This is a genomic window from Bordetella sp. (assembly GCF_057362025.1).
In genome coordinates, this window is sequence record NZ_JBMQQZ010000092.1 from 75185 (window position 1) to 88347 (window position 13163).

Consider the following 13163-nt stretch of genomic DNA (forward strand, 5'->3'; position numbering starts at 1 on the left):
TTATTCCCCCTGGGGCGATTCGAGTGCGCCCGCCGCGCGCCGGGCGGCGGCGGTTTCCATGACCGCGTTGACGATGTTGGTGTAGCCGGTGCAGCGACAGAGATGGCCGGACAGCATGTCGCGCACATCCTGCTCGGTCGGGTCGGGCTGGCGGCGCAGATAGTCCTGGCAGGACATCAGGATGCCCGCCGTACAGAAGCCGCATTGCAGGGCGTGATGCCGGCGAAAGGCCTGCTGCAGGTCGTTGAGCATGCCGTCGGCATCGGCCAGGCCTTCCACCGTATCGACCTGGCGGCCCTCTACCTGGACGGCCAGCGTCAGGCAGGCGCGCGAGGCGACGCCGTCGATCAATACGGTGCAGGCGCCGCAGACGCCGTGTTCGCATCCCACGTGCGTGCCGGTCGCGCCGAGTTCATGCCGCAGGAAATCCGACAGCAGCATGCGCGGCGGGCACGCGCCGCGGCGCGACGTGCCATTGAGGACCACGTTCAGCACGTGCTCACGATCGTGTTCGAGTCTTTTCATGCCATCACCTTGCGCAGGACGCCGGCGCCCAGGCGCCGCACCAATTGGCGGCGGAAGGCCGCGCTGACGTGGGGGTCGTCCTGCGCGCCCAGGTCCCACGCGAAATCGTTGACGGCCGCTTCCAGTTCCTTGCCGTCCAGGCGCGGCCAGCGCCGCGCCATCGGCCGATCGGCGACCCCGCCAACGGCCAGCACGATCCCGCGCGCATCGGCCAGCGCGGCCACGGCCACCAGCGCGAAATCGCCGTGGCGGGCCGAGAACTCGTCGAACGCGTAGCGCGTTCCCGCCTGGGCCAGCGGGAACCGCACTTCCTCGATCAGCTCTTCGGGGCCGCGCGCGGTCATCAGCATGCCCTGGAAGAACTCGGCGGCCGGAACGGTCCGGCGCCGGCGCCTGCCGCGCAGCACCACCTGGCCTTCCAGCGCGGTCAGAACCAGGGGAAGCTCGGCGCTGGGGTCGGCGTGCGCGACCGAGCCGCATACCGTGCCGCGGTTGCGGATCTGGAAGTGCGAGATGAAGGGAAACGCCTGTGCCAGCAGGGGCACCGCGTCGGCCAGGCCGGTGCGCCACTCCACACTGGCCTGCGTGGCCGCCGCGCCCACGGCCAGCCAGCCGTCCTGCTCGCGTACGTAATCCAGGTCGCCGGCGCGGGATATATCGATCAACGCCGCCGGCTGGGCCAGCCGCATGTTCAGTACCGCCATCAAGGACTGCCCGCCCGCCAGGATGCGGCCATCGCTGCCCAGCTGCGCCAGCGCATCCACGGCGTCCTGCGCCGATTCGGCGCGGATATAGTCGAATGCCTGTGGTTTCATTGCCGCGACTCCCGTCGGCCCAGCAGGCGCCGCCACCAGGAAAGGCGCTTGCCTCCGCCCGCCTGCTGCCCCAGTTGTTCAAACAGCTGCCGCAGGACGACGCGCGCGGCGCCCTCCAGCATGCGGCTGCCCACCGCGGCAACCTTGCCGGAGACCTGTGCCTCGTAGTCGTAGGTCAGCCGGGTGCCGGCGCCTTCCGCGTGCAGCGTGACCAGGCCGCTGCCCTGCGCGGTGCCCACGCTGGAAAGGCCGGTGCCCGCCAGCCGCAGGCTGCGCGGCGGATCCAGCTCGGACAGCGCGACCTCGGCTGCGTAGCGGGCCTTGATCATGCCCACGCCCACGGTGACGTCGGCGCGATAGCGATGCTCGCCGATCGGCGTAAGCGCATTGCAGCCGGGGATCACCCTGGCGAGCGCCTGCGGATCCATCAGGACGGCAAATACCTTGTCCGGCGGCGCGTCCAGGCGTACCTCGCCCTGCGCGGACAAGGAACGGCCGGCACGTTCGCCCCCTTCGCGGGCCTGCCCCGCCGGCACATGTCCGCTGGACGGCGGCGGATCCTGCACGCCGATCAGGTCCATGACGCGCGCCGGCGTCAGCGGCAGGGTCACATCGTCCACGCCCAGCGCGTCGGCGACGGCGTTGGCGATGCATACGGGCGTGCTCATATTGTTGCCCTCGCCCAGGCCCTTGGCGCCCAGCGGCGTAAAGGGGCTGGGCGTTTCCATGTGCAGGATGACCGGTTCGGGCACCTCGCAGGTCGTCGGCACGAGGTAATCGGCGAAGGTGCCGGACAGGAAGCTGCCATCCGGCCCATATCGGAATTCCTCCATCAAGGCCGCGCCCAGACCTTGCGCGAACGCACCGCGTATCTGGCCGTCGGCCAGGGCCGGATTCAGGATGCGGCCGGCATCGTGCGTGGTCACGTAGCGGTCGATGCGCACGCGTCCCGTATCCCGATCGACCTCCACCGCGCAGACATCGAAGGCGAAGCCATAGGCGGCCGACGTATTGATGCGGTCCTGCCCGTCGGGCGGAGTCAGCGATTCGGGCGACCAGAAGACGGTCTCCCGCAGTCCCGGCTCGATGTCCTTGGGCAGCAGGCCGGGCGCCCAGTGCGGATTCGCGGCCAGGCGCGTGAACGGCACGGCGGCCTGCGGCGCATGGCGCGGCGCGATCGTGCCGCCGCGGAACACGATGTCGCCCGGCGCACAGTCCATTTGCGCCGCCGCGATGGCGGCCAGCTTGTCGCGCAGCCGGCACGCCGCCAGGTGCACCGTCCCGGCCACCGCACCGGCGAAACGGCTGGAATAATTGCCCGCGGCCACCGACCAGGCATCCTTCTGCGTATCGAACTCGATGCTGACCATGATGGTATCGGGATCCACCCCCAGCACGTCGGCGACGACCTGCGCGCAGACGGTGCGGTGTCCCTGCCCTGCGGGCGCGGACGCGATCACGACACCGACCCCGCCCAGCGGGTCCACCGATACGGTTGCCGCGGCAATGCCGCCGTTCTTGGGCCCGGCCTTGTCGCGTGCTTCGCGTGGCATCACCGTGGTGATGTAGCCCATGTTGGAAATCGAGGGCTCGACAATGGCGGCGTAGCCGATGCCGTACAGCCCGCCGCGCGCGCGGACTTGTTCGCGCCGCGCGTACAACGCTTCCAGGCCGCCCTGCCGCCACGCCAGGTCCAGCGCGCCCTGGTAGTCGCCGGAATCGATCAGCGCGCCCGCGGCGGCACGGTAGGGAAAGGCATCCCGGCCGATGAAGTTACGGCGATACAGCTCCGGTGGATCCAGCGCCAGCTCGCCCGCGATGCGCTGCATCAGCCGCTCCAGCGCGAAGTACACCTGGGGTCCGCCGAACCCGCGCACCAGGCCCGCCGGGGTCTTGTTGGTCAGCACCACCCGGTTGCGCACCGCCAGGTTGGGAATGTCGTACGCCCCCGTCAGACAGCCATGCATGCGATAGAAAGTCGCCGGTTCGGGCGCGCGCAGATAGCCGCCGCAATCGTCGTACTGGTCATAGGACAGCGCCTGGATACGCCCATCCGCCGACACCGCCGCCTCGATGCGGCACAGCCGCCCGGTGGCCGAGGTGGCGCCGGCCAGATGCTCCAGCCTGTCCTCCACCCACTTGACCGGCGCGTTGGCCTTGCGCGCGGCCAGACACATCAGTACCGCATACGGAAACACCGCCTGCTTGACGCCGAAACTGCCGCCCGAATCGGCGAAGGTACGATGCCGCAGCCGGTTGCCCGGCACTTTCAGCGCCAACGCCATGACGGTATGCAGAGAAAACGGCCCCATGAAATTGGAACGGACGTCGTAGCCATCCTGCGCCGACACATATTCCGCGATCACCACGGCGCACTCGATGGGCGTGCAGGAATTGCGCGGGTAGCGCACGGTCAGGCCGATACGATGGTCCGCGCCGGCGAAGGCGGATTCCGGATCGCCATAGCGGAAAGAGCGGTCGCTGACAATATTGCTCCCCACCTTATCGTGCAGCACGGCCGCGTCGGCGGCGATCGCATCCTCGATGGACACGGCGGCCGGCAGCGGTTCGTATGCCACGTCCACCAGGTCCACGCCATCCTCGGCCGCATAGCGCGACTCGGCGATCACCACCGCCACCGGCTCGCCGACGTAGCGTACCTTGTCCATCGCCAGCGCCCACTGCTCCATCGGCTGCTTGACGCCCACGACGAAGGGCCGCGACCAACCCGCCACGTCGTCGGGCGTCAGCACGGCCCGCACCCCGGGCAGCGTCATGGCACGCGCGCCGTCGACACGCGTCACGCGGGCGTGGGCATGCGGGGAACGCACGATTGCCGCATGCAGGGTGCCGGGATGCGTGGCCGCATCGTCGCCGTACTGGCCGCGCCCGGTCAGGATGGCCTGGTCCTCCACACGCACGCGGGGCGATCCCACGTGCGCGCGCGGCGCCGCTTCGTCCATCGTGGAGGTGTCCCGAGTTTCAGCCCTGGCGTCCATGCCCTGCTCCCATCAGTCCGCGTGTATGCCCGCCGTCTGGATCACCTTGGACCACTTCGACATCTGGGCATCGAAGAACCGGCGGAAGTCCTCCAGCGATCCTCCCACCGGCTCGACCCCTTGCTCGGCGAACGTCTTGCGTACGTCCGGCGCCTGCAATGCCTTGTTCAACTCGGCGTTCAGGCGCTCCACGATGGGGCGCGGCGTGCCCGCCGGCGCGGCCAGCCCGTACCAGACGGAAACTTCGAAACCGGGGTAACCCTGTTCAGCCATGGTCGGCACGTCCGGCGCCAGCGGCGAGCGCTTCGCGCTGGTGACACCCAGCGCGCGCATCTTGCCGGCCTTGATGTGCGGCAACACATTCGGCGTGTTGTCGAACATCGTGTCGACCTGGCCGCCCAGCAGATCCGTGACCATGGGCGCGCTGCCCTTGTACGGCACCTGCACCAGCTGGATGCCGGCTTCCTCCTGGAAGTAGGCCATGGTCAGATGATTCGACGTGCCGGTGCCCGCGGTGGCGTAGTTCAGCTTGCCGGGCTGCGCCTTGGCCCGCTTGACGAGGTCCGCCAGCGACTGCACGGGCGAGGACGCCTTCACCACCAGGAAATTCGGCGTCTGCGCGCCGACGATGATGGGCTCGAAATCCTTCCTCGCGTCATACGGCAGCTTGCGATACAGGAACTGGTTGGACACCAGGGGAAATCCGACGATGACCAGGGTGTAGCCATCCGGCGCCGCGCGGGCGCCTGCCTCCGTGCCGATCACCGTACCCGCTCCGGGTTTGTTCTCGACAATGAAAGGCTGCCCCATCGTCTCCTGCAGCTTCTTGGCGAAGATGCGCGCCATGGTGTCGTTGAAGCCGCCTGGCGTATACGGCACGATGATGCGCACGGCCTTGTCCGGATACCCGGCATGCGCCGCTCCCGTCATCGCGGCCGCGGACGCGGCCGTCAGTGCTGCCGTCGCCAGGTACTTCCCCAGTTTTTTTATCATCCTTGTCTCCACGTTTCTACGTTGTCATGCGCGAGCCTGCGCCATCCGGATACCGATGGCGCAGGCGCCGCGCCTTAGCGGCCAGGCTGCCCGCCGTCCAGCGGACGCGGCGCGACCACGCCGGCGTCCTGGTAAATGTGCTTCACTTCCGTGAAGTCGATCAGCGCGTCGTAGCCGTGCAGGCGGCCCAGGCCGCTGCGGCGGTAGCCGCCGGTCTCGGCTTCGGCATACAGCTTGTTGTGATCGTTGATCCATACCGTGCCGTTGCGCAGCGCCCGCGCCACGCGCATGGCGCGCGCCCCATCATGCGTCCATACGCTGGCCGACAAGCCGAACTCCGTATGGTTGGCCCGCGCGACCGCCTCGGCCTCGTCCTGGAATGTCTCCAGCACCAGCAAGGGCCCGAAGATTTCCTCCTGGATGAAGAAAGCACCGGTGTCGCGGTGCGCCACCAGCGATGGCGACATAAAGCAGCCCGCGGCCAGTTCGCCGCCCGGGCGTTGCGCCGCCAGCACGACTTCGTCGGCGCATTGCTGGGCCTGCTCCACGCGCGCCCAGACCTGCTCCCGCGCGGCCTCGTCGATCAGCGGCCCCATCTGGGCCTGCGGCTGCATGCCCGGACCCAGGCGGATCGCCGCGAGGGCATCCCGCAAGGCGCGTTTCATCGCGTCGTAGCGCGATGCGTGCACCAGTACCCGGCGCGCGGCGGTGCACTGCTGCCCCGAGATGATCGTCGCGGCGGCCGCCAGCCGGGGCGCGGCCCAGTCCGGGTCGATGTCCTCGAACACCAGGCAGCACGATTTGCCGCCCAGCTCCAGCGACAGCTTCTTCATCGTGGGCGCGGCCGCGGCCATGATGCGCTGCCCCACTTCGTTCGATCCGGTAAAGCTGATGACATCCACATCGGCGGAAGCCACCAGCGTCCGCGCCACGTCGCTGCCGGTCTCCGTCAGCATATTGACCACCCCGGCGGGGATATCCGCATCCTCGGCAAGCGCGGCGATGATGGCCGCGCTCAGGCCCGCCGTCTGCCATGCGGGCTTGACCACCACGCTGCAGCCGGCCGCCAATGCCGGGGCCAGGGCACGCACCAGCAGCACCGCCGGCGCATTCCAGGGGATGATCAGGCCGGCCACGCCGGCAGGCTCCTTGATCAAGGTGGAAAACACGCCGGGCTCCACTTCGAAAGCGTGCCCGGGGATGTAGCGCGCCAATCCGGCGTAGTACCTGATTTCCGAAATCGCCGCCGCGATCTCGCCGCGGGACTGCGCCAGGACCTTGCCGTTCTCGCGGGTCAGGGCTTGCGCCAGCGCGTCGGCCCGCGTTTCCATGCGATCGGCCCAGCGCAGCAACGCCATCTGCCGCACGCGCGGGCTTTGCGCCCAGGCTGTGGCGTCGAAGGCGCGGCGCGCGGCGGCGATGGCAGCGCGCGCGTCCGCCTCGCCGCTTTCGGCGAAGCTGCCTAAGGCCGTGCCGTCGGCGGGATCGCGACGTTGGCCGCTTTCACCGGCGGCTGCCCGCACCCATTGCCCGCCGATCAGGTTCCTGCTTTCGATATCAGCCATGTGTGTTGCTCGCTCAGACATACGCCGGGCCTTCGATGGCCGGATGCGCGGCGATAAAGGCGTCGTCGACCTCCACGCCGATACCGGGCTTGTCCGACGGACGAACGCAGCCGTCCGTATCGAGGGCGAAGGCGCGGTCCACCAGCGCGTCGCGGAACAGATTGCCCTTGGACACATCGGCCTCGAAGTATCCGGCGTTGTCGATGGCGGCGAGCACGTGCACGGTCGCCGCCATGTTGATACCGGTCATGGATGAATGGATATGGATGGGAAGCTTGCGCACCGACGCCATGGCGGCGATGCGCAGGGTCTCCGTGATACCGCCGGTTTTCGAAAGGTCCGGCTGCCATATCGTGACGATGCGCTCGTCGAACAGTCGCTCGAACTCGAAACGGGTGTAGTGGTTCTCGCCCGCCGCCAGCGGCAGCCGGCCGAAGCGGCGAGCCTGCGCGTAGCTGGCCGCGTCGTGCGCGGGAAACGGCTCTTCCAGCCAGCCGATGTTCAACTCGTCCAGCACCGGCATGACGGCACGCGCGTCGTCGACGCGGTAGGCGGCATTGGCATCCGTCAGGATGGCGATGTCCTCGCCCAGCGCCTCGCGCACGGCGCGCACCCGTGCAAGGTCGCGCTGCACGGTATCGCCCAGCCGCAGCTTGACGGCGCGGTAGCCCGCCTCGACATGGCGCCTGGCCTCCGCCGCCAGCGCTTGCGGATCCTGCCAGCCCAGGGCCACCCCGCCCGCATAGGCCGGAATCGCGCGCCGCGAACCGCCCAGCAGTCGGTAAAGCGGCCAGCCCACCGCCTTGCCGCGGATGTCCCACAAGGCCATATCCAGGCCGCTCATCGCGATGGCAGCGCCGGCGCCCAGGCCATGGCTGGCCAGCTGGCGTTCATAGATGCGCTGCCACACGCCCACGGTATCCGTGGCATCCATGCCCAGCACCATGGGCTTCAGGGCGCTGTTGATGAAGTGCGCCACGGTGGTGTGCGCGCGGCCGTGATGCGATTCGCCGTACCCGACCAGGCCGCCGGCCGTGGTCACCTTCACGATGACCGCGTCGCGCTTGACCGCCCGCCCCACGCCCAGCGTGACGCTGTTCTGCGCGGGCACGGGAAAAGAGACGGCATGGGCCTCGATGTCCCGTATCGCCAGCTCCGACGGCGAAGCCGATGCGCCCGGCTCGCGGTGGGTCTCCTGCATCCTCGTCTCCATTGCTTGTTTCTCGTGCCGTGCCGTTTACCGGCCGGTCGTGTGAAGAAAGTCTAGGGAGGCGGGTATATCAGGTCAATTAATCTTTAATGATCGTCGAAATCATTTTTTATGATGGTATGGGTATGCCGTCAGTTGCACTTACATCGATGTGGGGTCGGTCGCTCGTTTTTCCGCTGCCGCCCTTGCCTATGCAGCATCGCGATGGGCTACGCCTTGGAACATAAGCGTCGTTGATGGAAAACGGCTCGCTCCGCGTCCCCGGCAAGCTGTTGAACGGGTTCTCGACAGCCGGGCGGCAAGCTCCTATACTGAAAATAGACATCATGTCTGAAAACGAGGAGACAAATAAATGAGAATGTCGATACGGCAGGCGTGTGCCTGCCTGGCGAGCCTGTTGTCTATCCTGGGCGCCGGTACCGCACGCGCAGGCGATACCCTGCCCGAGTTGATCAAGGTCATCGTGCCTTTCTCTCCCGGCGCCAGCAACGATGTATTCGGCCGCGCCCTCAGCGCGCGGCTGTCCAAGGAACTGGGGGTGAACGTTATCGTCGAGAACAAGCCGGGAGCCGGCGGTGTCATAGGCGCCGCGGAAGTGGCGCGCGCCAGGCCCGATGGCGCCACGCTGCTGTTCTCGTCGGTGTCCTTCGTGACCAATGCCGCAACCCAGGAGAAGCTTCCGTACGACGCGCTCAAGTCGTTCGAGCCCGTTGCGGTGGTCGCGCGCGGCGCCATGGTCCTGGTGGTCGGCAAATCGACGCCGTACACCAGCGTGCCGCAGTTCATCAAGGACGCGAAAGCACGCCGCGGCAAGCTCAATTACGGTTCGGCCGGCATCGGATCGATCGGCCAGATGGGTGCCGAATTGCTGAACATGCAAACCGGCGCCGATATGGTCCACGTGCCCTACAAAGGCATTTCCAATGCGGTCACCGACATGATAGGCGGGCGCCTGGAATCCATGATCACCACGCCCGCATCGGTGAGCGGTCCCTTGCAGGCCAAGGAAATACGGGTATTGGGAACGACCTCCACCACCCGGTCCCGCTTCTTCCCAGACGTGCCGACGATCGCCGAAACCGTACCTGGCTATTCGGTGGATGTGTGGTGGGGCATCTACGCGCCGGCCGGAACTCCCGCGGCCTACGTGGACAAGCTTAACGCCGCCATCCGCAAGGTCAGCGCCGAACCCGACATGCGCGAACTCTTCGCGCGCGAGGCCACCGAACCGACCGACATGGACCGTAAACAAGCCACCGCCTACGTGGCATCCGAGCTGGCCAAGTGGCGCCGCCTGGCCAGCGAGCGCCATATCGTGGCGCACATGTAGATCATCCCCGCCCGTCCGCGCGTTCCGGCGGGCGCGGCGATCGCCGCCGCTCAGGAAGGGAGTTTGATCCCTTCGAGCTTGGCATAAGGCGGCGCATACATCGCGGCGTCTCCGCCCAGGTCGGCCGTCAGCCGGGCCGCGGCCTTCATCACCAGGGGCAGGGATTGATCGAACACCGCTTTATTGAAGCGGAACAGCGGTATACCCAGCGACACCGCGCAGACCAGGCGTTGCCTGACACCGAACACGGGGCAGGCGATCGCGGCGCTTTCGGACTCGCGCTCCGCCAGCGAGACCGCGTAGCCGGCCTTGCGGATTCGGTCGTAGACAGCGCCTTTTTCCCCGCCGAAGGCCAGCAGCACCTTGCCGGCGGCACCCTTGTACAAGTCGACGCGTTCGCCTTCGCGCACGTGCATCCTGACCGAACGCGGCTGCGCCATGCGATGCAGGCAGATCCGCTCGTCGTTTTCCCTTATGTAGATCGCCGCGGTTTCCTTGGTTTCGCGTATCAGTTCGCGCAGCACCGGCGCCGCGTAGTCCCATAAGCGGAAGGACTCCTGGTACAGCATGCCCAGGTAGAAGGGCGCGGGTCCGAGCCTATAGCGGCCGTCCTCGAGCCGCTTGATGAAGCGGAACTGTTCGAGCGATTCGCAAATGCGCAGGATGGTGCTGTGGTAGAGCCCGGTGGAATTCATCAGGTCGGTCAAGGTCATGCCTTCGACGCTGTCTTCGAATGCCATCAGGATGGACAAGGCCCGGTTGACGGACGCGACGCCCGCGTCGGCGGCTTTCGCCATGATTGACTCCTAGTTTCCGGTGTGGCTACGAGGCGCGGACCCCATATCGCCTGGATCCGTGAAAACGCACGGGGACGACGGAGGCGCGCGTTCCTGAAGCGACGGACATTGTATAGTCACCAAAATAGACGTCATGTCTATTTTCTTGGTAAGCTGGAAAAATGGAATCGACAACCACACATCACGCATCGCTCAAGCGCAAGGATTTCTCCGCCCAGGCGCAGGGCCCCCTGCGCGGGCTGCGCGTCATCGACCTATCGCGGCTGGTTGCAGGCAACATGCTGACGCTGCAGCTGGCGGATTTCGGCGCGGACGTCATCAAGGTGGAGCCGCGCAACGGGGACACCTTGCGGGCATTCAAAACCGCGGGCGTCGAAGCATTCTGGAAGGTCTATTGCCGCAATAAGCGCAGCGTATGCATCGACTTCCGGCATGCGACGGGCATCGATCTGCTGCGCCGCATGCTCGACAAGGCCGATGTGCTCGTTGAAAGCTTTCGTCCAGGCGTGCTCGAAGAGATGGGCCTGGCACCGGATACCCTGCATTCGAGCAACCCCCGCCTGGTGATCGTACGCATTTCAGGATGGGGGCAAACCGGCCCGTTCAAGCGGCGCCCGGGCTTCGGCACCCTGGTCGAGGGCTACTCCGGCTTTGCCAGCATGAACGGTTTCGCGGATCGCGAACCGGTTCTTCCCCCCATGTTCCTGGGCGATATGACCGCGGGCCTGTATGGCGCGAGCGCCGTCATGACCGCCCTGTGGGAAGTCAGGGTCAACGGCGGCAAAGGCCAGGAGATCGACCTTTCGCTGTTCGAGCCGATGATCTCGGTGCTGGGCCCGCAAGCCGCCAACTACCGCATCACGGGCAAGGTCAAGCCCCGCACCGGCAGCCGCTCCAGCACGACCGCGCCGCGCAATACCTACCGTACCGCCGACGGCCGTTGGGTCTGTGTGTCGACTTCCACGCAAACCATGGCGGCGCGCCTGTTCCGTGCCATCGGCCGTCCGGAAATGAACAGCGATCCACGCTACAGCAGCAATGTGGCCCGCCTGGAACATGTGGAGGAAGTCGACGCCATCGTGGCGGACTTCGTCGGACAGCGCACCCTGGACGAAAACCTGCGGGTATTCGAGGCGGCAGACGTGACGGTCGGCCCCATCCATGACGCGTCCGATCTGCTTTCGGACGGCTACGTCATCGCGCGCGAGAGCCTGATCGACGTGTGGGACGAAGCGCTGGGCTACATGCCCATGCACAACATCGTGCCGCGCCTTTCCGCCACCCCGGGCACCCTGCGCCGGCCGGCGCCGCGCAAGGGCCAGCACACCGCCGAATGCCTGACGGAACTGCTGGGTGAAATCGATCTGCGGCCGTTGGTCGATGACGGCGTCATCTTTCCCGAGGCGCCCCCGGCAGCCTGATTTGCTTAATGGAGACGATGGAATGAGCATGATAGGAAAACGCATCGCTTCTCCGGGCGCCTGGAAGGGCCCGGAGATCGACTGGACCAAGGAAGGCTTGCATGTGCTGTCCGACACCGAACAGCGCGAGATCGATCTGGCCCTCAGGCACCTGCTGGCGCAGGGCAACCTGGACTTCCCGGAAATCACCCCCGAGAACTTCCCGCTGGACAAGGTCGGCGAGCTGATGCGCGGCTTGCCGGAGCGCCTGCGCCACGGCCGCGGCTTTCTGATGCTGCGCGGCCTGAATCGCCAGGCGTATACCGATGACGACATGACGCGCATCTACTTCGGCCTGGGCTCGTATCTGGGCAAGCCCATGACGCAGTCCTACCTGGGCGATATTCTGGGCCACGTCATGGACGTGAGCGACTACGAACCGAAGTCGCGCGGCTACCGCAAGGGCGGCGGCCAGCTGATGCATACCGACTCCTGCGACATCATCGGCCTGATGTGCCTGCGTTCCGCCGTCTCGGGTGGTGACAGCCGCATCGCCAGCGCGCTGGCGGTGCACAACGAGATGGCCGAGCGCTACCCCGCACTGCTCGAGATCCTGGCGCGCGGGCTGTTCCTGAAGCGCACCGACGAAGACGGCCGCCGCGCCACGCGTACGTTCAGTGCCGAACGCGTGCCCTTCTTTCATGAAGAGAACGGCGAAGTCACCTGCTACCTGCCCACGGGCTACGCCCGCCTGGCGGAAAAAAGCGGTCAGTGCGGCTACACGCCGGAAGAATCCGAGGCGCTGTATCGCGTGCGCAAGGTCGCCGCCTCGCCGGAACTATATCTGGACATGGGTTTCAAGGAAGGCGATATCCAGTTCCTGAACAACCGCATGATGGTGCACGGCCGCACCGACTACGTCGATGCCAAGCCGCTGGAGCAGCGTCGGCATCTGCTGCGCCTGTGGTTCGAAGTGCCGAGCTGGCCCGCCATGCCGCAAAAGCAGGTTTTCCACACGGCCGAAGACCGGCGCCTGTGGAGCCAATACCGCAAGCCCCTGATCGAGTTGCCGTCCATTCATTATCAGATGCTGCTGGAAGGCAAGCTCGGCGAGATGGTGGAGTAAGCCATGCCCGGCATTGCCGGCGCACTCGATCGAGCAGCCGGCAATGCCGCCTTCCCATGCGCTTTCAGACAAAAGCGCGGCGGGCCGTCCTGGCCTGCCGCGCTCAACCGCCTGGAGCGCCGCCGGCGGCGCTCCGCCGGTGGGGGCCTTTTAAATAACGTACAGATCCACGTACTCGTGGACCGGCATGGCTTCCAGCTTCTTCTGGTCGAGCGACACGTCCAGGATGCGGTTTTGCTGCCGCGCCGGGAACTGGCGGGCCAGATTGGTGCGGAACTTGCCCTCCAGCAACGGGATGCCGTCCTGGCGGCGGCGCCGGTGCCCGATGGGATACTCGCACACCACTTCGCCCAGCGTGCTGCCGTCGTCGAACTCGATGGTCAGCGCGTTGGCGATCGAGCGC

General features: G+C 66.8%; 10 protein-coding genes and 1 pseudogene. 3 read left to right on the top strand and 8 right to left on the bottom strand.

Annotated elements, in window-relative coordinates:
- The 6 genes from ACO1P8_RS20520 to ACO1P8_RS20545 form a co-directional block, all read right to left on the bottom strand.
- The gene (locus ACO1P8_RS20520; RefSeq protein WP_486297714.1) at nucleotides 1-525 is read right to left on the bottom strand and encodes a (2Fe-2S)-binding protein; all 525 of its coding nucleotides are present in this window, start codon (nucleotides 523-525) and stop codon (nucleotides 1-3) included.
- Complete coding sequence (locus ACO1P8_RS20525) at nucleotides 522-1340, bottom strand: FAD binding domain-containing protein (RefSeq protein WP_486297715.1); 819 nt, start codon at nucleotides 1338-1340, stop codon at nucleotides 522-524. The genes ACO1P8_RS20520 and ACO1P8_RS20525 overlap by 4 nt, the downstream gene beginning before the upstream one ends.
- A complete protein-coding gene (locus ACO1P8_RS20530) occupies nucleotides 1337-4339 on the bottom strand; it encodes a xanthine dehydrogenase family protein molybdopterin-binding subunit (protein WP_486297716.1) in 3003 nt (1000 codons plus the stop codon). Before ACO1P8_RS20530 ends, ACO1P8_RS20525 begins: the two co-directional genes overlap by 4 nt.
- A 12-nt stretch (nucleotides 4340-4351) precedes the next feature.
- Nucleotides 4352-5332 (bottom strand): tripartite tricarboxylate transporter substrate binding protein, encoded by a 981-nt coding sequence (locus ACO1P8_RS20535; RefSeq protein ID WP_486297717.1) that lies wholly within the window; start codon nucleotides 5330-5332, stop codon nucleotides 4352-4354.
- 74 nt (nucleotides 5333-5406) lie between these two features.
- Nucleotides 5407-6897, bottom strand: coding sequence for an aldehyde dehydrogenase family protein (locus ACO1P8_RS20540; protein ID WP_486297718.1), 1491 nt, complete (start codon nucleotides 6895-6897; stop codon nucleotides 5407-5409).
- 13 nt (nucleotides 6898-6910) lie between these two features.
- A complete protein-coding gene (locus ACO1P8_RS20545) occupies nucleotides 6911-8098 on the bottom strand; it encodes a mandelate racemase/muconate lactonizing enzyme family protein (protein WP_486297719.1) in 1188 nt (395 codons plus the stop codon).
- A 361-nt stretch (nucleotides 8099-8459) separates the two neighbouring features.
- On the opposite strand from ACO1P8_RS20545, the gene ACO1P8_RS20550 reads away from it, so the two are divergent.
- Nucleotides 8460-9437 (top strand): tripartite tricarboxylate transporter substrate binding protein, encoded by a 978-nt coding sequence (locus ACO1P8_RS20550; protein WP_486297720.1) that lies wholly within the window; start codon nucleotides 8460-8462, stop codon nucleotides 9435-9437.
- A gap of 50 nt (nucleotides 9438-9487) precedes the next feature.
- Here the strand turns inward: ACO1P8_RS20550 and ACO1P8_RS20555 are convergent, their stop codons facing one another.
- Nucleotides 9488-10234 carry an IclR family transcriptional regulator gene (locus ACO1P8_RS20555; RefSeq protein WP_486297721.1) on the bottom strand — a complete coding sequence of 249 codons (747 nt, stop codon included), beginning with the start codon at nucleotides 10232-10234 and terminating at the stop codon, nucleotides 9488-9490.
- A gap of 161 nt (nucleotides 10235-10395) precedes the next feature.
- Here ACO1P8_RS20555 and ACO1P8_RS20560 point away from each other — a divergent pair, with 161 nt between their 5' ends.
- Nucleotides 10396-11655, top strand: coding sequence for a CaiB/BaiF CoA transferase family protein (locus tag ACO1P8_RS20560; RefSeq protein ID WP_486297722.1), 1260 nt, complete (start codon nucleotides 10396-10398; stop codon nucleotides 11653-11655).
- Nucleotides 11656-11677: 22 nt separating this feature from the next.
- Nucleotides 11678-12760, top strand: a complete 1083-nt coding sequence (locus ACO1P8_RS20565; RefSeq protein ID WP_486297723.1) for a TauD/TfdA family dioxygenase — start codon at nucleotides 11678-11680, stop codon at nucleotides 12758-12760.
- Between the two features lie 150 nt (nucleotides 12761-12910).
- Here ACO1P8_RS20565 and prpD read toward each other — a convergent pair.
- Nucleotides 12911-13163: pseudogene (prpD, locus tag ACO1P8_RS20570) on the bottom strand (2-methylcitrate dehydratase); the annotation flags it as partial.

Coding starts and splice junctions, on each gene's coding strand:
- ACO1P8_RS20520 (WP_486297714.1), bottom strand. CDS start 525: ATGAAAAGACTCGAACACGATCGTGAGCACGTGCTGAACGTGGTCCTC.
- ACO1P8_RS20565 (WP_486297723.1), top strand. CDS start 11,678: ATGAGCATGATAGGAAAACGCATCGCTTCTCCGGGCGCCTGGAAGGGC.
- ACO1P8_RS20555 (WP_486297721.1), bottom strand. CDS start 10,234: ATGGCGAAAGCCGCCGACGCGGGCGTCGCGTCCGTCAACCGGGCCTTG.
- ACO1P8_RS20525 (WP_486297715.1), bottom strand. CDS start 1,340: ATGAAACCACAGGCATTCGACTATATCCGCGCCGAATCGGCGCAGGAC.
- ACO1P8_RS20535 (WP_486297717.1), bottom strand. CDS start 5,332: ATGATAAAAAAACTGGGGAAGTACCTGGCGACGGCAGCACTGACGGCC.
- ACO1P8_RS20545 (WP_486297719.1), bottom strand. CDS start 8,098: ATGCAGGAGACCCACCGCGAGCCGGGCGCATCGGCTTCGCCGTCGGAG.
- ACO1P8_RS20550 (WP_486297720.1), top strand. CDS start 8,460: ATGAGAATGTCGATACGGCAGGCGTGTGCCTGCCTGGCGAGCCTGTTG.
- ACO1P8_RS20530 (WP_486297716.1), bottom strand. CDS start 4,339: ATGGACGCCAGGGCTGAAACTCGGGACACCTCCACGATGGACGAAGCG.
- ACO1P8_RS20540 (WP_486297718.1), bottom strand. CDS start 6,897: ATGGCTGATATCGAAAGCAGGAACCTGATCGGCGGGCAATGGGTGCGG.
- ACO1P8_RS20560 (WP_486297722.1), top strand. CDS start 10,396: ATGGAATCGACAACCACACATCACGCATCGCTCAAGCGCAAGGATTTC.